This window comes from Streptomyces sp. NBC_00876 (genome assembly GCF_045207435.1).
Taxonomy (GTDB): domain Bacteria; phylum Actinomycetota; class Actinomycetes; order Streptomycetales; family Streptomycetaceae; genus Streptomyces.
Genome location: NZ_CP108800.1, coordinates 7,731,576 through 7,749,674, shown reverse-complemented (window position 1 = coordinate 7,749,674; position 18,099 = coordinate 7,731,576). Strand labels below are relative to the sequence as shown.

Sequence of the window (18,099 nt, the reverse complement as noted above, 5' to 3'; positions counted from 1 at the left end):
CTCGTCGACGAGGTCACAGCCAGGTTCACCCCGGGGTTCGGGGAAGCGCATGGGCCGGTCGGTCCCCAGGCGGGCCCTGGCGGGCCCGTCCGCCTTCCTTCACCGGGTGCGATGGTGGAAATGCCCGCTCAAGCCAAGGGGTGCCCATGTCCCAAGCGATTCCTCGCCCCGTCCGCACGGTCCCCCGGCCGGCGCTGCTCACCTTCCTCGGCGGTGTGGGAACCGTGACCGGAAGCAAGTTCCTGATCGAAGGCGACCGGTCCCGCGTTCTCATCGACTGCGGCCTCTTCCAGGGTTTCGCAGACCTGAGACGGCGCAACTGGAAGAAGTTCGCCCGCGAGCCGCGCGACATCCACGCCGTCGTCGTCACTCACGCGCACCTGGACCACTGTGGCTACCTGCCCCGACTGGTACGGCAGGGATTCAGGGGCCCGATTCTCATGAGCGCCGACAGCGCCCGCCTTGCAGCGATCGTCCTGCGCGACAGCGCCCGCCTCCAGATCGAATCCGCCAGGAACGCGAACGAGCACGGCTGGTCGAAGCACCACCCGGCCGAGCCCCTGTACGACGAGGCCGACGTGGAGAAGACCCTGACGTACTTCGACCCCCTGCCTGTCGGCAGCGAGACCGAAATCGAGGCCGGCACTCGCGTGACCCTTCACCGCGCGGGTCACATCCTCGGCGCCGTGTGGGCCCATCTCACCCTGGAGGACGGACACAGCCTTGCCGTGTCCGGAGACCTCGGCCGGCCGGGACACCCCCTCCTCCTCCCTCCCGAGCCGTTCTCCGGGGCCGACGTGCTGCTCATGGAGTCCACCTACGGCGACCGTGACCACGACCAGGAAGGTGGCCGTTACGACTTCGCCTCGGTCATCGAGCGCACCGTGTCCCGCGGAGGCACCGTGGTCATCCCGGCCTTCGCGATCGACCGCACGGAGGTCGTCCTGCACGAACTGGCCGGCCTCCGCAGCAACGGAGTCCTGCCCGGATCCGTACCCGTCTTCGTCGACAGCCCCATGGCCCTGGCTGCCCTGGACGTGTACCAGGATGCGCTGCGCTGCCGCTCCCCCGAGTTGCGGCCCGAGGTACTGGACCAAGGGCCGAACGCGCTGAGCCCGGAGCCCTTCCTGGCCGCCCGGACGGTGCAGGAGTCCATCGCCATCAACAGGTCACGGGGACCGTGCGTCATCGTCTCGTCGGCAGGCATGGCAACGGGCGGCCGCGTCCTTCACCATCTCAGCCGGCTGCTGCCGGATCCCCGCAACAGCGTGGTCATCGTGGGCTTCGCCGCGGCCGGCACCCGCGCCAGGGACCTGGTGGACGGCGCTCGCGCCCTCAAGATGTTCGGTGAGTACGTTCCTGTACGCGCCGAGGTGGCCGACGTTCCGCACTTCTCCGCGCACGCCGACGCCGGCCAGATTCTCGACTGGCTGCGCGATGCTTTGCCCCCGCACACCACCTACCTCGTTCACGGCGAGGAGGCATCGTCAGAGGTGCTGCGCGCCCGCATCGACCACGAGCTGGGATGGACCGCCGTCGTCCCCCGCTCCGGTGAAGCGGTTCTGATCCGATGACGAACCACCCTCGCCTACGGCACACCGTCGTGGAACCAGTCAACTCCCTGAGGACAGCGCCATGGCCACACGCCCGTACAACGTCGCAGATGTCATGACGAAGAAGGTCGTGGCGGTTGCGCCAGGAGCCGGTTTCAAGGAGATCGTCGAAGCCATGGCCCGATGGAAGGTCACCGCCCTCCCCGTTCTCGAGGAAGAACACCGTGTCATCGGGGTGGTCTCGGAAGCCGACCTGCTCCCCAAGGAAGAGTTCCACGAGAGGAGCCCCGGTCTCATCGAGCAGATGCGCCGCCTGGGAGACACGGAGAAGGCGGGCTCGCTGTGTGCCAGAGACCTGATGACCAGTCCGGCCGTCACCATCTCCCCGGACGCTCTTCTGCCGCAGGCCGCCCGCCTCATGGCAACCCACCACATCAAACGCCTCCCTGTCGTCGACATGGACACGCTGGCAGGCATCGTGAGCAGGTCCGATCTGCTGAAGGTGTTCCTCAAGCCGGATTCCGAACTCGCCGACGACGTCCGGCACCAGGTCATCGAGCGTCTCTTCCCCCTGCCCTCGGCAAACGCGCGGGTAGACGTCACCGACGGTGTCGTGACCCTGTCCGGAGAGGTGCACGACGGGACTCTCGTACCGGTGGCCGCCCGGCTGGCACAAACCGTTGAGGGCGTCGTGGACGTGCGGTGCGAAATCACCGTTTCCGAATCTGCCTGAAGCGGCTCACCGATGACTGCGGCGCCGAGCGCGTCGCAGTTCGTCCGTGCCCCGCACAAGGGGGCGGCGATGCGTCCCAGCTCCGTCCGGTCACCGGTGGCGAACACGATGGCCCGCGCCTGGCCTTCGGCACAGGCCGTCCCGCTGAGGGCAGGTTCGGCCCCTCGAGAAGCGGGGCGCCGAGGCGGCCCGCCGCGTCCGCCCGCTCCACCGGGGCGGACTCCCCCGTCAGCATCGACAGGTCTACTTCCACTCCCCCCTCCGTCACACGTGCGTCCGCGGGAACCTTGTCGCCCTCCTCCAGGAGGATCACGTCTCCGGGCACGAGATCGCGGGACTCCACCGTGCAGGGCCGGCCGTCCCGCACGGCGAGGGTGTGCTCCGGGAGATAGCGCGCGAGTGTCTCGACGGCACGCTCGGCCTGCCGTTCCTGAAGCAGGGCGAAGGCCGCGTTGACGGCGATCACCGCCAAGATGGCCCAGCACGGCAAGATCCGCTATGAAGGCGAGGCCGGCCGCTGCCCACAGAAGCAGCGCCAGAGGGTGGACGAGCTGCGTGACCAGCTCCCGCACGAAGGAGGAGTGCGCCTTGGCTCGTACTTCGTTGGGTCCGTGAACAGCGAGGCGCCGGGCCGCCTCGCGCGCCGACATCCCGTCGGGGCCTGTGGCCAGTTCGCGGCGCAGCCGTGGCACGGGCTCGCTCGGATCGAAATGCGGAGGGAGAGCGGGGAGCGGGGTGTCGCCGCTCGGGACGGACTCAGTCATCGTCGTGTCCGGGTTCTCGACGGAGCCGACCCGTCCATACGGGTTCGACCTCTTCCCACTCCCTCTCCCACGCGACGAGGCGACGGCCCATGGCCCGCCGCCGGGCCAGCAGGACGACGGTGACCTCCGCCAGTCCGACGACACCGGCAGCCCCTGCGCCGACAGCCATGGAGGTGAAGACCCGCTGGGAGACGCTGGGCGGGGACTGGGCCTGGTACGTGCCTGCGCCATTCACCCAGATCGCCACTTCGTCACCCTTGGGCGTACCTGCCTGAACACGGATGCTTCCGCTCCGAGGGACGTGAGCCGGGTACTGCCATGAGGCCGGCGCGGTGGAAACGGGCGTCGCCCCGTACCGGGCCGCCGCGATGATGCCGGCCCGGTCGGTCGTGGTGGCGATGATCCGATGCCGGTGTGCGGCCGTGGCCCCGTCCGTCCGGGCAGCGGTGTTCCACAGGACTCCTCCGCCTATCGCGCCGCAGATCAGTGCGATCACCGCCGCGAAGATCACAGCGCGGCGTCTGACGGGCTTCGACACGGCGAACAGGCCGTCGGCGGGAGCCGGGGAGCCGTCGCTGTTGTCCATGTCGCACCTCCGTAGCCGGAAGAGGGGGAGCCGGGACACCCATCCGAAGTCAGGTGAGTTCGTCGGCGATGTGATGCGCCCATTCCTGGATGCGTTCGGGGTTGCGGAAGTCACCGCCCTTGCCCCGGCGGACCAGAGCACGGGCGATCCTGCCGGGGGTTTCGGCGCCGAGCGCCCCACCGAACGTGATGTGCTCCCGAGCGCCGATCCTGTTCATCCAGCGTGCCACTCCGTGCACCGGAGCTATGTCGCGCTGCTCGGCGGAACTGTCGACCGGGCCGCTGCTGAAGAGCCGGACGGGGCGGTGCCGAAGCTCCTCCGCATTGCGCCGGGCGCACTGGGTCGCCTTGCTGTTCCAGCGCCCTGCGTACAGGGCACCACCGAGCACGACCCCGTCGTAGCCGCTCACGTCGCTGACCGTGTCGGCCGGCAGGACGACCGTGTCGAACCCATCGTCCCGCAGAGTCTTCCCGAGCTCGTCCGCAATCCCCGCAGTCGCTCCGTGTTTGCTGCCGTACACGACCAGTACACGCTTTGATGTCATGTCGGTTCCTCCTCCCCCGGCCGTCACCGCGCTTCACCGGGACGCTGTACTCGCTCGACTCCGCCCTGTCCACCAGCGCGGCGCGAATGGTGAGGACACCGTCCGTGCAGAAGGCGTCCACCTTGCCGCCCACTGGGCCAGGGTGCGTGTCTCGTCGTCCCGAAACACGCGCTGGGTGCGCTGGTGCGGGGGTGTCTCCACCGTGCGGGTCAGCCCGGTCTCCGCGTATACGGTCTTGCACTTCTTGGACCCGACCCGGACGTCGATCAACGGGTTGAGTGAGGGGTCCTTGAGACTCGGCTTGAAGACCGTGTACTCGTCGGGATCGACCTGGCCGCTGACGACGGTCTCGCCCAGCCCCCATGCCGCGCTCACCACGATCACATCGGGAAATCCCGTCTCCGGATCCAACGTGAAAATCACTCCGGCACCGGCGAGGTCCGAGCGGACCATGATCTGCACTCCCACCGACAGGGCGATGGACAGATGGTCGAAACCCATGCGCTCCCGGTAGTCGATGGCAAGGTCGGTGAAGAGTGAAGCAAAGCAGCGTCGGCACGATTCGAGGAGTTGCTGCGGCCCCCGCACATTGAGGTACGTCTCCTGCTGCCCTGCGAAGCTGGCTTCCGGCAGGTCCTCTGCCCGTGGCGCTGCTGCGCACGGCGACCCGCGGGTCTTCCTGCCCTGTCGCCCGGCCAAGGTCTTCGTAGGCAGCAACAATCTCGTCCTGTAGCGCCACGGGCAGCGCTCCCTGGAATATCAGGGCACGAATGGCTGGGCCGACCGCGTTCAGCGGAGCCCCCTCGTGCAGGCGGCTGATCTGTTCGACGATCGATGTGCGCAGTCCACCGGCATCCAGCAGCTCTTCATAAGCCTGGGCCGTCGTGGCGAAACCGGGCGGTACCCGCACTCCGGCAGCACCGAGATGTGCGGTGAGCTCCCCCAGCGACGCGTTCTTCCCTCCCACCTTGCCGACGTCCCTACGGCCGAGTTCGGTGAACGGTATGACGTGGGGGTGTGGTGCCATGACGGCCTCCGTGCAGTGCGGTTCCGGCGTGCCTCTCAGTAGGGCAGCGGGCGGCCGGACGGGGTTCGCAGATCCAGCGGCGAGGGCCTGCGCGGCCACTGCGGCCGTACCGGGATCCGAATGCGCTCCATGGAACTCACCTTTTCGAAGATGTGGACCGGGACCCGTTGCCCGGCGGCGTGAGGAAGACCGCCGACCTCAGTACCGGTTCGTACGGACACATCTGTGCGTCGCGCACGGGTGGAACCATCACGGTTCGGCACCCGCCACCGCGAAGTCGGGGGGAATGATCTCGACCGGACAGCGACCGTGGTGCAGCAGCGCGTGGCTGACGCACCCCAAGGCAGGACCGGCCCGGAACACCCGATGCCTGCTGCCCATGACCAGCAGGTCGGTGTCGGCCGTGGCCTCGACGAGAACACCGGGGACGCTGGTTCCCGTCTCGACGTGATGGGTGAGCGTGAGGCCGGAGTAGCGTGCCCTGACACGATCGGCCATGGCAGCCACCTCGTGCACCCTCTGCTCCGCGATGCCGCCGACATCGTCGAGCATGGTGGTGACGCTGCCGACGTGGGCCAGAACGTTGCACACGCTCAGCAGACGCAGTGCCGCATGACGGACCTGCGCCTCGGCGGCCGCGACCATCAGCCAGTCGAGATCGGACGCTCCGTACACGGCGGCAGTGAACGCACCCGTCTCGGTCCGGTCGGGCTCGCCTCGCACGACTATCACCGGAACCTTGGTCCGCGAGACCACTCCCAGGCTGACCGACCCGAGCATCAGAGCACCGAAGCCGCCCAGACCCCTGCTTCCCACAACGATCGTTCCCCGGTTTCCCGCGGCCGCGTAGAGCCCGGCCACCGGCTCCTGCCGACTCAGCTCCTTCGTCACGGTCAGGCCGGGAAAGCGCTCAGCCACGGCGTCGGCGGTGCCGGCAAGGAGTTCTCGTGCGCTCTCGCGCAACGCCTGGATGGTGTCGGCTGAGGAGAGGATGGCCCGCCGGTCGGTATCGCCCGCATGAACGATGTGCAGCGGCCTCCCGCGGCGGTCGGCCTCCGCGGCCGCCCACAGGGCAGCTGTCCGTGCTTGCGAGGACGCGTCGATGCCGACGACGACGGCCCCGAGTTCCGGAGGGCCGGGAAAGTCACTGGTCATGGCTCCTCCTCGCGGGTGGCCCAGAACTACTCGACCACCGTTGCACCGACCGCCGGCTCACGAGGAGGGGCCCTTCGGCCCCGATCGAGACCTGTCGGCCCTCCCGGGACCCGGAGCGTCGAAGGGACGCTGGACTCGTACGTGGTTCCCCACCCGGGACCTGGTGCGAGGACGCTCTGTCATGACTCGTCGCGTCGCCGTCGGAGTGGACGGCTCCGCCTCGAGCGTTGCGGCAGTCAGCCGGGCAGCCCGAGAGGCGATGCTCCGGGCCATTCCCCTGCTCCTTGTCCACGTGGAGGAGACGCCGGCCGACCTCGAGAGATCACCGGATTCTGCCCGGGCTCAGGGAGACCGCACCGAGAGCCTCCCGCGCGACGCCGCGGACGCGGCCCGTAGTCGACACCCCAGCCTTGAGGTCACCACGGACACGGCACAGGGCCGTGCGGCCGATGCACTCACTGCCGCCGCAAACCAGGGGTGCTGGGGTCACGGGGACTCAGCAGACATCCGGCTCGGCCACGTGGCCCAAGCCGCGATCCATCACAGCGGCGCACCGGTCGCAGTCGTCCCGCACCAGTGAGCGTGCTCAGACAAGCACTGGGCATCGAGGTGCGCTCACCTCGGACTCAGCTGTCGTCGCCCGGGGCACCGCGCACGATGATCTTGCGACCGGTGATGCGTCGTGGCGAGAGCACCATGACGTGCGCGCGCCCCTCCCCCGCCCACGGTGTCGAGTAGGCCGACTCCCTGAGCCGGCGAGCGGCTTCCTCATCCGCCACCACATGAACGGGCCCGACGAGCAGAACACTCCACCCTCTGCTGAAGGCGTCGTCGATGTGATCGGCCTCGAAGGCGATCTCTGTGCCATCGGCGGCGGCGAGCGGGGAGTGCTCAGCAGTGCTGAACATGACCTCGCCGTCCAGAACCTGATAGTTCAGCGGCAGCACCACCGGCCCCTCTCCACTGGACAGCGCTACCCTCCCCACACCATGATCGCCGAGCAGGACCCAGGAATCCGCTTCGTCGAGTTCCACCATTTGGGCTTGCTGGGCCGCTTTGGCAAGCCCTGCCGGCAGATCCCCGGTCGCGCCCGTCAGCTCCTCGACCGTTGTTTCGAGGGCGTCGGCCAGCCGAAGCAGAAAACCGGTACCCGGCGCCGCCGAGGAGTGCTCCTCCACGTACTCGATGTAGCCGGGCGCCGCGGCTGCGCGCAAGGCAACATCCTGCCTGGACAGGCCCAGCTGCTTGCGACGCATGGCAACACGTCGACCGATGTCACCTCTCGCCGAATGCGGTTGTGAGGGCATCCTCGGAGCTCCCTGTCCATCGACACGTCGTACGCACCAACGCTAGCGAGAGTCGGAGCCAGGCGCAGGGCGGGACCACACCCGTGCTCCCACTGGGCGCGGGCGGTGGCTGGACCGCAGGAGAGCTGAGGGAGCTGTCCACGGTCCGTGCTTCGGGCACTGCGGATACGGTGACCGACCCGAGCCGGGAGGCCGGCGCGCCCATGCCGAGCCCGATCAGCAGCAGACCGGCCGGCACCAGCCACACGACCAGTGAAACCCCGAGCCACGAGGGCTCGTCGGGCTTCGGCTGGAACCAGCCCCATTTCGTCCGAGCAGAGCACTCCGCAGACGAAGACCCCGAGTCCGAGCGCGGACAGCCCGCCTCGACCTACTCCGGCGGCATGAAGCGGACCGCTCAACACCCACACGCCGGGCCCCCGCTGCGTGGTCCCACCCGGCAGTGGACGGGCCGCTCCGCTAGCCGGCGTACGTCTCGTACTCGGCGATCCTCGGCGTGCCCGTCGAGCCGGTGATCTCGAAGGTGATCTTGCGCAGCGAGGTGGCCGGGACGGCGATGACGCCGGCACCGCTGCCGGACGCCAGGACGGCTCCGGTGTCACCGTTCAGCACCCGCCAGGAGCCGATACTGCCCGCGGAGCCCGCCGCCTCCCTGATGTTGATCTTCGAAACGGTGGTGGCGGAGGCCCACTTGACCGAGACGGAACCGGTCGTGCCGGCCGGTGACCAGTAGGTGTTCATGTCACCGTCCACCACGTTGCCGTAGCTCGTCCCGCTCGCCTTGCCGGACCCGTCGGCGCCGGCGCCGGTGCTGAGGTTGGTTCCGGCGGGCTGGGTCGGGTCCGGGGTGGGGTCGGTGGGGTCGGGCGTCGGGGTCGGTGTGGGCGTCTGTGCCGAGCAGTTGCCGTCCGACACCTTGAGTCCCTTGCCCGCGCCCGCCGTCAGGCTCACGATGTCCGGCACGCAGGAGGCCGCGTCGAGGCTGTAGGAGTAGGGGATGCTGACCGTCGTGTTGGACTGCGGGTTCGGCCCGGCCGGGTTGTTCTCGCTGCCGGGTGCGGACCAGGTGATGTTGTCGAACGTGTTGCCGCTGACCTGCCAGTAGCCGGCCGCGTCCGTGTAGAAGGTGCCGAGGACGTCCTTGGAGTCCTTGAAGTAGTTGTTGTCCACCTTGGCGCGGGCCCCGGCCCGGGAGTTGATCCCGGACTCGTTGAGCTTCACGTAGTAGTTGTTGTAGATGTGGGCGATGCCGCCACGCAGCAACGGGGTGCGGGAGTCGAGGTTCTCGTACAGGTTGTGGTGGAACGTGACGTAGCCGTTGGAGAGTTCGGTCTCGCTCGACCCGATGAGGCCGCCGCGGCCGGAGTTGCGCAGGGTGCTGTAGGACAGGGTCACGTACTGCGTGTTGTCCTTCATGTCGAAGAGGCCGTCGAACCCTTCCGACTCCCCTCCCGACGCCTCCAGGCTGGTGTGATCGACCCAGATGTTGCGGACGTCGCTCTCCATGCCGATGGCGTCGCCGCCGTTGGACGTGGGTGATCCGGACTTCTTGACGTTCTTGACCGTGACGTTCTGGATGATGATGTTGCTGGACTGGCGTATATGGATGCCCAGTTGATCGAAGACGGCACCGCTGCCGACGCCCACGATCGTGACATTGCTGATCTGCTTGAGCTCGATCACGCCCGCGGCGGTGTTGCAGCTGTCGCCCGACACCTTCTCGGTGTTGGCGTGGTTGATGGTCCCCTCGACCTCGATGATGATCGGGGTACTGCTGCTGGCCCGGCCGCACAGGGCCGCGTGGATCTCGGTCCCGGTGGTGGCCCGTAACGTCTGCCCGCCCGCGCCGCCGGTGGTGCCGCCGTTCTGGCTCGCGTAGCCGGTGGCACCGCCGGTCGCCGCCGACGCTTCCGGCATCGTCAGGGCCGCGCCTGCCGCGGCCGCGAGGGCCATCGTGGACAGTGCGGCACTGAGTCGCATGGCGACTGGTCGCCTCATGTCGGTCTCCCTATTCGTCTTCGGATTGCGGGTGTTGGAGCTGCGTACCGTGGTCGTGTGACGCGTGCTGATGCTGCGTACCGCGGTGGTGCAGGCAGACCGTCGAAGCTGCCGGCCTGTCGCCGGGCAGGTTCTCGTCGCACTCGGGCCGGCGGTTGTGCCGCGGACCGGATCTGCGAAGTCGGCGTCGGCCGCTGCGCGAAGCCCCACACCGGACCGCATCGAAGCGGCGGCAGTGACTGGAGTATCGAAGTCGCAGGAGCTTCCGCGACGTTGACATCCACCCGATGGGAGACTCATGAGGAGGGAAAGCGCTTTCTGCACCCCGAGGATAGGACCGCCAAGGTTGGTTGACAAGGTTCTCAGCAGATGCGGAATGCGCTCTCTTCCCCTTCGCACCGTGCGACGGTTCGCCATCCCGGCGTTACCGGGTCGTAACGGTCGCGCGCCGCCCGAGGCGCGGGGCGCCGACACCCAGAAGGCGGAGAGGGAGCGGTCAACTCCTGCGCAGCTGACTCATGTTGAGGCCACAAGCCCTTGCCGGGCGGGCGGAGCACTCCTCGACGGCGCAACGACCGGATGGAGACCGCGCCCGTCCACGAAATTCAGCGGAGACTCACCGTTCGACGGCTCCGGACCGGACGAGGCCCGCGCGCAGGGACGTCGACCGCCCCGAACCAGTCAGAGAACCATGGCCAGCGCGGCCGAGGTCACCAGGGCGAGGACGCCACCGACCCCGGCGGCGAGCGCCCTGATATGGCGCGGCACAAAGGAAGGTGTACGGGCGGTCGCGGACTCCGGATCAAGCTCGCTGTAGTGCACTGTCACGAACTCGCCCGTCTTAACGTCGAGTCGGGCCTGGCGTTCCTCGAATTCGACCGTGCGGCCGTCGGCCGTACGGAATGACAGGGTGGCATGCGAGAGCACCATCGGGACGCCCTCGGCGTCCGTCATCTCCTCCGAACGCACCGCCGTGCACTTGGCCTCGGCGGTGAGTCCGTCCCAGGCCGCCCGCAGCCGCGGCCCCTGGAGCTGCCGGTCCAGGGCCCTCGCGAAGATCACGGCCCCGGTCAGGGCAACGAAGAAATACACGACGGCGACGACGACCATCTCTCCCCCAGGAGTCGGCAGGCGCGGCGCGGCGGCCGGAGACCCGGGCCGCGACCGGAACGCCATGATCCCCCGGTCCGCCGCAGGCGACAAGTGCCGCCCGGGCCTCACGCCCCGGAGCAACGCGGGTGAAAGCACCGCGTCATGGAGAGACGGTACGGATTTCCTCCGCGGGGGTAGGCCCGCAGGACCCTCTTGCTATACCTTCCGTCTAACAGCTTGCTAGACGTAACGTCTAACAAGCGAGGGGCGGCGCTCGGCGGCCATCGATCCCATCGGGCGGACACCGCATGGAGGGGGCCGGGCGGCCTCGGGTCGATCTCTCGATTCAAGGAGTCACAGCATGGCAAGCAGCACCGTTCGGCCGGAGGACCAGGACCGGCTCGCCGAGCAGGACGTCGCCGGGCGCCTGCTCGAATCGGCCGCGAAGCTGTCGTACGACCCGGCCACCGAGGTGGACTGGGACACCCCTCTGGACACGGAGCACCACGGCGCGAGCCCCGAGTGGAGCACGCTCTACGGCACCGCGTATTGGCGGGAGTTGAGCGAGGCGCAGCGCAAGGCGCTCACGCGCCAGGAAGCCGCGTCCGTCGCCAGTACCGGCATCTGGTTCGAGATGATCCTGCAGCAGATGGTGCTGCGCGACATGTACGCCAAGGACCCGACCGATCCGCGTTTCCAGTGGGCGCTCACCGAGGTCGCCGACGAGTGCCGGCACTCCATCATGTTCGCCCGCGGCGCCGCGAAGCTGGGCGCACCGGCCTACCGGCCGCACCGGATGGTGGTCGAACTGGGCCGCGCCTTCAAGACACTTGCCTTCGGCGAGGCCGCGTACGCCGCGATCCTCGTGGCGGAGGAGGTGCTCGATGTGATGCAGCGGGACTGGATGCGGGACGAACGGGTCGCGCCGTTCGTCCGGACGATCAACAACATCCATGTGGTGGAGGAGTCGCGGCACATGAAGTTCGCCCGCGACGAGACCCGCAAGCACCTGCGCGGCGCGGGCCCGGTGCGCCGGCGGATCAACGCTCTCGTGGTGGCCATCGCCTCGTACTACATCGTGACCAGCATGGTGAACCGTGACGTCTACGCGAACGCGGGGCTGGACGCCGAGCGCGCCCGCACCGAGGCGCGCGCCAATGAGCACCACAAGTCCCTGATGCGTTCAAGCTGTTCCGGTCTGATGGAGTTCCTCGCATCGGCCCGGCTGCTGACCAGACCGGCCCTGTTCTTCTACAAGCGCGCCCACCTGATCTGATCCGAGCCGAAAGTCCGAGCCGACGCGATGACCTACGCCATCACCCAGACCTGCTGCAGCGATGCCACCTGTGTCGCCGTGTGCCCCGTCAACTGCATCCATCCCGCGCCCGGGGAACAGGCCTTCGGCAGCACGGAGATGCTCTACGTCGACCCGGCGACCTGCATCGACTGCGGTGCCTGCGCGGACGCCTGCCCGGTCGACGCGATCTTCCCGGTGGACAGCCTCCTCGATTCGCAGAAGGAGTACGCCGGCCTCAACGCGGCCTACTACGCGGACCGGGAGCCCGAGCCGGTCGCCGGGCCGAACTTCCACGCCTGGGGCGAACCCTCCTTCGCCCGCGGTCTGCCGTCGGACTTCGCCCCGATCCGGGTGGCGGTCGTGGGAACCGGACCCGCGGGAATGTACGCCGCCGAGGATCTGCTGCTGCACACCAATGCCGAGGTGACGCTGATCGACCGGCTGCCGGTGGCCGGCGGCCTCGTCCGGTACGGAGTGGCGCCCGACCACCCGGCGACGAAGGGAGTGGGCGAGACCTTCGCACGGTTCCACTCCCACCCCCGGGTGCGGATGCTCCTGGGCATCGAGGTGGGCGCGGACGTGACCGCCCGGGAGATCGCCGCCCATCACGACGCGGTGATCTACGCGGTCGGCGCCGCCGGTGACCGCCGGCTCGGCATCCCGGGCGAGGACCTGCCCGCCAGCATTCCGGCGACAACGTTCGTGTCCTGGTACAACGCACATCCCGAAGTCCCGGCGGAGGCGGTCGGCCTGACCGCCGAGAGGGTGATCGTCACCGGCAACGGCAACGTCGCCCTCGACGTGGCACGCATCCTCGTCACCGATCCGGCCGCGCTGGCCGGCACCGACATCGCCGACCACGCACTCGCGGCCCTGCGCGAGTCAAAGGTGCGCGAGGTCGTACTGCTCGGACGGCGCGGCCCTCAGGACCTCGCCTGCACCGCGTCCGAACTGCTGGCCCTCACACACCTGCCGGGCGTGGATCTGGTGGTCGACGACCACGACCCACGTACCGGTGCGGCCATCGACGGGGCGGCGCCGGGCGAGAAAGCGGCCCTGCTGCGGGACGTGCGGCGCGAGAGGGTGGACTGGTCGCCCTCCCCTGCGGCGGGACGGCGCATCGTCTTCCGCTTCCACTCCGCGCCGGTGGAGGTCTCCGGCCACGAGGACGTCGAAGGCGTCCGCGTCACGGATGCCGGGGGTGAACAGGCGATACCGGCGGGCCTGTTCCTGCGGGCGATCGGCTACCGGGGCCTGGAGGTGCCCGGCCTGCCGTTCGACGAGGCGACCGGCACCGTGCCCCACGAGGGCGGCCGCGTGACGGGCATGCCCGGAACGTATGTGGTCGGCTGGATCAAACGCGGGCCGTCGGGCGGCATCGGGGCCAATCGCACATGTGCCGCCGAGACCGTCGGCACACTCCTGGCGGACGCCGTCGCGGGCGCACTGCCCTCCCCCGCGCACCCGTCCAAGGCGTTCCACCGGCTCGTCCGCGGCCGCGGTCGCAATGTCGTCGACGCCCGGGGGCTCGCCGCCATCGACCGGGCCGAGCGGGCCCGCGGCCGCGACCACGGCCGCCCTCGGGTCAAGTTCGGCACGGTCCCGGCACTGGTCGCGGCAGCGCGGAAGCGCCGCTGGAGGTCCCCGAGCTGAGCCGGCCGGCCGGGACAGCTGAGCGGACCCCGGCGCCCTCGCGCCGGGGTCCGCTTTCCTTCCGGGCCGGCCGGGACCGGCCCCGAGGCCGGCCTGTCCGGTCGAGCGCGCTCAGCGTGCTGCTCCGGACCCGGAGCCGCCACCGGTCCGCAGGGAACCGGCGTGTCAGCGGTCTGTCGCGGGTCGCGGGTGGTGAACCCCGCGCACCTCGGCACCGACAGCTATGTCATCGCGGGCCTGCTCCCCTCCATCGCCGCCGACCTGGAGGTCTCCACCCCGGCGGCCGGTCAGCTGGTGACGGTCTTCGCCCTGACGATGGCCCTGTCCGCGCCGGTCATGGGGGCCCTCACCAGCGCGCTGAACCGGCGTTCGGCGCTGCTGATCGCCCTGACCGTGTTCGTGGCCGGCAATGTCGTCACCGCGCTGGGGACCGGCTACGAGGTGGTGATGGCCGCCCGCATCGTCACAGCCGTGGGCGCGGGCATCATCACCGCCGCCGCCTCCAGTACCGCCGCGGCCATCGCGCCGCCGGAACGCCGGGGCCGGGCCCTGGCCTTCGTGCTGGGAGGCCTGACGCTGGCGACCGCGCTGGGACTGCCTCTCGGCACTCTGATCGGCCGCACCGACTGGCACATCACCCTGTGGGCCGTCGCCGGGATCGGTCTGCTGGCAGCGGCCGGGATCGCCGTCGGCCTCCCCTCGGTGACGCTCCCCGCCGCCTCACTGCCCGACCGGCTGCGGCCCCTCAAGCAGGGCCGCGTCCTGGCGCTGCTGGCGGTCACCTCACTCGCCTTCCTCGGCACCTACACGCTCTACACCTACATCGGCCCGACCCTGCGGGACGCCACCGGCACAGACGCCTCGCTCCTGACACCGATCCTGCTGGCCTGGGGCGTCGGCACCCTGGGCGGGAACATCACCGCCGGGCGACTGGTCGACCGTCACGACTCCGCACGCGTCCTCACCGTCGCCCTCGCCCTGGCGACTCTCACCCTGGCGCTGACCCCGTTGGCCATCCGGACCCTCGGCGCCACCCTGGTCTGGGCCGTGCTCTGGGGAGTGGCCGTCGGCATCGTCGTCGTCCCGCAGCAGCACCGGCTCGTCTCCCTCAGCCCCGCCGCCGCACCGGTCCTGCTCGGTCTCAACTCCTCCGCGCTCTACATCGGAATCGCCCTCGGCGGCGGATTCGGCGGGCTGGCGCAGGAGTGGTTCGGGCTTGCCCCGTCCGAACTCGGGCCGGTAGCCGCCGGCGTCACGGCTCTTGCCCTCCTCTGGCACCTGGGAACCACGCGACGCGCCACCGCGCCCACCCCCGTGGCACCGGAACCGTCCTTGGCCGAGCCGGAGGGTTCCGAGGCGTGACGCACCGCCCCACGCCGCCGCGGGCGCCGCCCGCACAACCGCCACCGCACCGGCGGCCCGGTCCTCACCGGGGCCGGATCCGGCCGGCCCGGGCCCGAGCAGTCCGGCTCAGCTCCCGTCCGGGTCCGGCTCATCCTCGTCCGGGGCCGGCTCCTCGCCCTGCCCCTTGGCCCGCTTGCCGACGACGGCGGCCGCCGCCACCGCGCTGCCCGCGAAGGCCAGGGCGACCATCCAGGGCTGGTCGAACGCGTGCCGGGTGGCGTGGTCGACGGAGTAGCGGCCGGGACCGGTCAGGCCGATCGCGGCAGCGGTGAAGCCCAGGAAGGCCGGGTACTCGTAGCCGCCGCCCTGGGCGAAGAAGCCTGCGGGGGCGTGCACGGCCACGGCTCCCGCCATGGCGCCCGCGGCGGCGGCTCCGGCTGCCGGCGTGGCCAGGCCCAGCGCCAGCAGGACGCCGCCGCCCGTCTCACCGAGACCGGCCGCGACGGCACTGTGCTTGGGCGGGTGGAAACCCATGGCCTCCATCCCGGCGGTGGTGCCCTTGATACCTCCGCCGCCGAACCAGCCGAAAAGTTTCTGGCTGCCGTGTGCGACCAGCACCGCCCCGGTGCCGACGCGAAGGACAAGCAGGCCGAGGTCACGACGGTTGACGCTGCCCATGAGGGCCTCCGGAAGGGTTCGGGGGCCTGGCCGGAAGTAGGGGGCCCCGGGTGCGGTACGCCACCACTCTCAGCGCCGGGAGGCCACGACGGTGCGTGTTGTTAGGCCGTCCGGGAACGCCCGGACGGCGCGTGACCCGTGACACAGTGCGACGAACGCCATTGTGCAACTTGTTGCATAATGGCGTTCGGGTGGTCTAGAACTGGCGCAACGACACTGCGCGAGGAGCCGCCGCATGAGCCCGTACCCGCATCTGCTGAGCCCGCTCGACCTCGGGTTCACCACCCTCCCGAACCGGGTCCTGATGGGGTCGATGCACATCGGCCTGGAAGAGGTCGAGAACGGCTTCGAGCGCATGGCCGCGTTCTACGCCGCCCGCGCCCGCGGCGGCGTGGGTCTCATGATCACGGGCGGCATCGCGCCGAACGAGCAGGCCTGCTCGCTGCCCGGCGGCGCGAAGATGACCACCGAGGCGGAGGCGGCGCAGCACGCCCGGGTCACCTCGGCCGTGCATGAGGCGGGGGGCCGGATCGCCATGCAGATCCTGCACTTCGGACGGTACGCACACCACCCCGGCCTGGTGGCGCCGAGCGCGATCCAGGCACCGATCAGCGGATTCGTCCCGCATGCGCTGACCGATGACGAGGTCGAGTCGACCATCGAGGACTTCGTGACGGCGGCCGCGCTGGCGCGGAGCGCGGGGTACGACGGCGTCGAGATCATGGGCTCCGAGGGCTACTTGATCAACGAGTTCATCGCTTCGGCGACCAATCACCGCGAGGACCGCTGGGGCGGCTCGTACGAGAACCGCATCCGCTTCCCCGTCGAGATCGTGCGCCGGGTCCGTGAGCGGGTCGGCACCGATTTCATCATCGTCTACCGGCTCTCGATGCTGGACCTGGTGCCGGGCGGATCGTCGCTGGAGGAGGTCGTGCGGCTCGCCCGCGAGATCGAGGCGGCCGGCGCGACGATCATCAACACCGGTATCGGCTGGCACGAGGCCCGCATCCCCACCATCGCCACGTCCGTGCCGCGCGGCGCGTTCACCTGGGTCACCGAGAAGGTGCGCGGCGCCGTCTCCGTACCGCTCGTGACGAGCAACCGCATCAACACCCCCGAGGTCGCCGAGGAGATCCTCGCGGCGGGCCGGGCGGACATGGTCTCGATGGCCCGGCCGTTCCTCGCGGACCCGGACTTCGTCGTGAAGGCGAGCGAGGGCCGCGCGGACGCGATCAACACCTGCATCGGCTGCAACCAGGCCTGTCTGGACCACATCTTCAGCGGCCAGGTCACCTCCTGCCTGGTCAATCCGCGTGCCTGCCACGAGACGGAACTCACCCTGTCGCCCACCCGCACCCGCAAGCGGGTCGCGGTCGTCGGCGCCGGTCCGGCCGGACTCGCCTGCGCCGTGACAGCGGCCGAGCGGGGACACGCGGTGACTCTCTTCGACGCGGCCGGCGAGATCGGCGGGCAGCTGAACGTGGCGCGCCGGGTGCCGGGCAAGGAGGAGTTCAACGAGACGCTGCGCTACTTCCGTACCCGGCTCGCGCAGGAGAAGGTCGAGCTCCGGCTGGGCACGCCGGTCGGGGCCGGTGACCTCGGCGGATTCGACGAGGTCGTCCTGGCGACCGGGGTCACCCCCCGTACGCCGGCGATCCCGGGCGTGGACCACCCCAGCGTGGTCAGCTATCTCGACGTGCTGCGGCACGGGGCGCCGGTGGGTGACCGGGTGGCCCTCGTCGGGGCGGGCGGGATCGGCTTCGATGTGGCCGAGTTCCTGACCGACGGCGGGGACGCGGCGAGCCTGGACCCCGAGGCGTTCTTCCGGCAGTGGGGCGTGGACACCGAGTACCGCGAGCGGGGCGGACTCGGCACCGCCGAGCGCCCGAAGTCCTCGCGCACGGTCCATCTGCTCCAGCGCAAGGCGAGCAAGGTCGGCGCGGGCCTGGGCAAGACGACGGGCTGGATCCACCGCACCGAGCTCCGGCACCGCGGCGTCAGCATGATCGCGGGCGTCGGCTACGAGCGGATCGACGACGACGGACTGCACATCACCGTCGACGGTGAACGGCGTCTGCTGCCGGTCGACACGATCGTGCTCTGCGCGGGCCAGGAACCCCGCCGGGATCTGTACGAGGAGCTGCTCGCCGCGGACCGTCCCGCGCATCTGATCGGTGGCGCCGATGTCGCGGCCGAGCTGGACGCCAAGCGCGCGATCCGCCAGGGCACGGAACTCGCGGCCTCGCTGTAGGGCCTCTCGTCCGGATCATGCCGGGCTCGCGGGGGCAGGCATGATCCGGACGGAAGACCCCGGGCGTTCCGCTCCGCGGCCCCGGAGGAACGGACGGTCCGTCCGGTCCTCCGGCCG

The 18,099-nt window shown here is 70.0% G+C and carries 16 protein-coding genes and 2 pseudogenes; 7 read left to right on the top strand and 11 right to left on the bottom strand.

Translation table 11 applies throughout. The features are described 5' to 3' along the window. The first annotated feature begins 146 nt into the window (after positions 1 to 146). Together OG782_RS33850 and OG782_RS33845 are read left to right on the top strand one after the other, a co-directional pair. Positions 147 to 1,574, top strand: a complete 1,428-nt coding sequence (locus OG782_RS33850; protein ID WP_406457616.1) for an MBL fold metallo-hydrolase RNA specificity domain-containing protein — start codon at positions 147 to 149, stop codon at positions 1,572 to 1,574. A gap of 61 nt (positions 1,575 to 1,635) precedes the next feature. Further along, positions 1,636 to 2,286 (top strand): CBS domain-containing protein, encoded by a 651-nt coding sequence (locus OG782_RS33845; RefSeq protein WP_406457614.1) that lies wholly within the window; start codon positions 1,636 to 1,638, stop codon positions 2,284 to 2,286. On the opposite strand, the gene OG782_RS33840 is transcribed toward OG782_RS33845, so the two are convergent. From OG782_RS33840 to OG782_RS33810, 7 genes and pseudogenes are all read right to left on the bottom strand, one after another. Then, on the bottom strand, positions 2,264 to 2,752 hold the full coding sequence (locus OG782_RS33840) for an HAD-IC family P-type ATPase (protein WP_406459419.1): 489 nt from the start codon (positions 2,750 to 2,752) through the stop codon (positions 2,264 to 2,266). The two genes, OG782_RS33845 and OG782_RS33840, sit on opposite strands and share 23 nt — an antisense overlap. A 52-nt stretch (positions 2,753 to 2,804) precedes the next feature. Next, positions 2,805 to 3,050 (bottom strand): annotated as a pseudogene (locus OG782_RS33835) (cation-transporting P-type ATPase); the annotation flags it as partial. Beyond that, positions 3,043 to 3,636, bottom strand: a complete 594-nt coding sequence (locus OG782_RS33830; protein WP_406457612.1) for a hypothetical protein — start codon at positions 3,634 to 3,636, stop codon at positions 3,043 to 3,045. The pseudogene OG782_RS33835 and the gene OG782_RS33830, both read right to left, overlap by 8 nt. Positions 3,637 to 3,685: 49 nt before the next feature. Further along, on the bottom strand, positions 3,686 to 4,180 hold the full coding sequence (locus OG782_RS33825) for a flavodoxin domain-containing protein (protein WP_406457610.1): 495 nt from the start codon (positions 4,178 to 4,180) through the stop codon (positions 3,686 to 3,688). A gap of 33 nt (positions 4,181 to 4,213) precedes the next feature. Continuing rightward, positions 4,214 to 4,768 carry a PEP/pyruvate-binding domain-containing protein gene (locus tag OG782_RS33820; RefSeq protein ID WP_406459417.1) on the bottom strand — a complete coding sequence of 185 codons (555 nt, stop codon included), beginning with the start codon at positions 4,766 to 4,768 and terminating at the stop codon, positions 4,214 to 4,216. A gap of 115 nt (positions 4,769 to 4,883) precedes the next feature. Beyond that, positions 4,884 to 5,207: pseudogene (locus OG782_RS33815) on the bottom strand (PEP/pyruvate-binding domain-containing protein); the annotation flags it as partial. A 249-nt stretch (positions 5,208 to 5,456) separates the two neighbouring features. After that, complete coding sequence (locus OG782_RS33810; protein ID WP_406457608.1) at positions 5,457 to 6,362, bottom strand: universal stress protein; 906 nt, start codon at positions 6,360 to 6,362, stop codon at positions 5,457 to 5,459. Here OG782_RS33810 and OG782_RS33805 point away from each other — a divergent pair. Then, positions 6,310 to 6,942: a universal stress protein gene (locus tag OG782_RS33805; RefSeq protein WP_406457606.1), complete on the top strand. Its 633-nt coding sequence runs from the start codon at positions 6,310 to 6,312 to the stop codon at positions 6,940 to 6,942. The two genes, OG782_RS33810 and OG782_RS33805, sit on opposite strands and share 53 nt — an antisense overlap. Positions 6,943 to 6,988: 46 nt before the next feature. Here the strand turns inward: OG782_RS33805 and OG782_RS33800 are convergent, their stop codons facing one another. The 3 genes from OG782_RS33800 to OG782_RS33790 all read right to left on the bottom strand — a co-directional run bounded on the left by OG782_RS33800 (position 6,989) and on the right by OG782_RS33790 (position 10,777). Next, a complete protein-coding gene (locus OG782_RS33800) occupies positions 6,989 to 7,669 on the bottom strand; it encodes a helix-turn-helix domain-containing protein (RefSeq protein ID WP_406457604.1) in 681 nt (226 codons plus the stop codon). 459 nt (positions 7,670 to 8,128) lie between these two features. Then, on the bottom strand, positions 8,129 to 9,667 hold the full coding sequence (locus OG782_RS33795) for a polysaccharide lyase family 1 protein (RefSeq protein WP_406457603.1): 1,539 nt from the start codon (positions 9,665 to 9,667) through the stop codon (positions 8,129 to 8,131). Positions 9,668 to 10,348: 681 nt separating this feature from the next. Further along, positions 10,349 to 10,777, bottom strand: a complete 429-nt coding sequence (locus tag OG782_RS33790) for a DUF3592 domain-containing protein (RefSeq protein WP_406457601.1) — start codon at positions 10,775 to 10,777, stop codon at positions 10,349 to 10,351. A 343-nt stretch (positions 10,778 to 11,120) separates the two neighbouring features. Between OG782_RS33790 and OG782_RS33785 the strand changes: the two genes are divergently transcribed. The 3 genes from OG782_RS33785 (at position 11,121) to OG782_RS33775 (ending at position 15,071) form a co-directional block, all read left to right on the top strand. Further along, positions 11,121 to 12,035, top strand: coding sequence for a diiron oxygenase (locus OG782_RS33785; protein ID WP_406457600.1), 915 nt, complete (start codon positions 11,121 to 11,123; stop codon positions 12,033 to 12,035). A 27-nt stretch (positions 12,036 to 12,062) separates the two neighbouring features. After that, the gene (locus OG782_RS33780) at positions 12,063 to 13,709 is read left to right on the top strand and encodes an FAD-dependent oxidoreductase (RefSeq protein ID WP_406457598.1); all 1,647 of its coding nucleotides are present in this window, start codon (positions 12,063 to 12,065) and stop codon (positions 13,707 to 13,709) included. A gap of 162 nt (positions 13,710 to 13,871) precedes the next feature. Further along, positions 13,872 to 15,071: an MFS transporter gene (locus OG782_RS33775; RefSeq protein WP_406457597.1), complete on the top strand. Its 1,200-nt coding sequence runs from the start codon at positions 13,872 to 13,874 to the stop codon at positions 15,069 to 15,071. 108 nt (positions 15,072 to 15,179) lie between these two features. Here the strand turns inward: OG782_RS33775 and OG782_RS33770 are convergent, their stop codons facing one another. Beyond that, positions 15,180 to 15,731, bottom strand: coding sequence for a DoxX family protein (locus OG782_RS33770; RefSeq protein WP_406457595.1), 552 nt, complete (start codon positions 15,729 to 15,731; stop codon positions 15,180 to 15,182). Between the two features lie 235 nt (positions 15,732 to 15,966). Between OG782_RS33770 and OG782_RS33765 the strand changes: the two genes are divergently transcribed. Beyond that, a complete protein-coding gene (locus tag OG782_RS33765) occupies positions 15,967 to 17,982 on the top strand; it encodes an FAD-dependent oxidoreductase (protein ID WP_406457593.1) in 2,016 nt (671 codons plus the stop codon). The last annotated feature ends 117 nt before the right edge of the window (positions 17,983 to 18,099 follow it).

Excerpts from the sequence above, each read along its gene's own strand:
- OG782_RS33850 (WP_406457616.1), top strand. The coding sequence starts at position 147 with ATGTCCCAAGCGATTCCTCGCCCCGTCCGCACGGTCCCCCGGCCGGCG.
- OG782_RS33845 (WP_406457614.1), top strand. The coding sequence starts at position 1,636 with ATGGCCACACGCCCGTACAACGTCGCAGATGTCATGACGAAGAAGGTC.
- OG782_RS33830 (WP_406457612.1), bottom strand. The coding sequence starts at position 3,636 with ATGGACAACAGCGACGGCTCCCCGGCTCCCGCCGACGGCCTGTTCGCC.
- OG782_RS33825 (WP_406457610.1), bottom strand. The coding sequence starts at position 4,180 with ATGACATCAAAGCGTGTACTGGTCGTGTACGGCAGCAAACACGGAGCG.
- OG782_RS33805 (WP_406457606.1), top strand. The coding sequence starts at position 6,310 with ATGCCGACGACGACGGCCCCGAGTTCCGGAGGGCCGGGAAAGTCACTG.
- OG782_RS33810 (WP_406457608.1), bottom strand. The coding sequence starts at position 6,362 with ATGACCAGTGACTTTCCCGGCCCTCCGGAACTCGGGGCCGTCGTCGTC.
- OG782_RS33800 (WP_406457604.1), bottom strand. The coding sequence starts at position 7,669 with ATGCCCTCACAACCGCATTCGGCGAGAGGTGACATCGGTCGACGTGTT.
- OG782_RS33795 (WP_406457603.1), bottom strand. The coding sequence starts at position 9,667 with ATGAGGCGACCAGTCGCCATGCGACTCAGTGCCGCACTGTCCACGATG.
- OG782_RS33790 (WP_406457601.1), bottom strand. The coding sequence starts at position 10,777 with ATGGTCGTCGTCGCCGTCGTGTATTTCTTCGTTGCCCTGACCGGGGCC.
- OG782_RS33785 (WP_406457600.1), top strand. The coding sequence starts at position 11,121 with ATGGCAAGCAGCACCGTTCGGCCGGAGGACCAGGACCGGCTCGCCGAG.
- OG782_RS33780 (WP_406457598.1), top strand. The coding sequence starts at position 12,063 with ATGACCTACGCCATCACCCAGACCTGCTGCAGCGATGCCACCTGTGTC.
- OG782_RS33770 (WP_406457595.1), bottom strand. The coding sequence starts at position 15,731 with ATGGGCAGCGTCAACCGTCGTGACCTCGGCCTGCTTGTCCTTCGCGTC.
- OG782_RS33765 (WP_406457593.1), top strand. The coding sequence starts at position 15,967 with ATGAGCCCGTACCCGCATCTGCTGAGCCCGCTCGACCTCGGGTTCACC.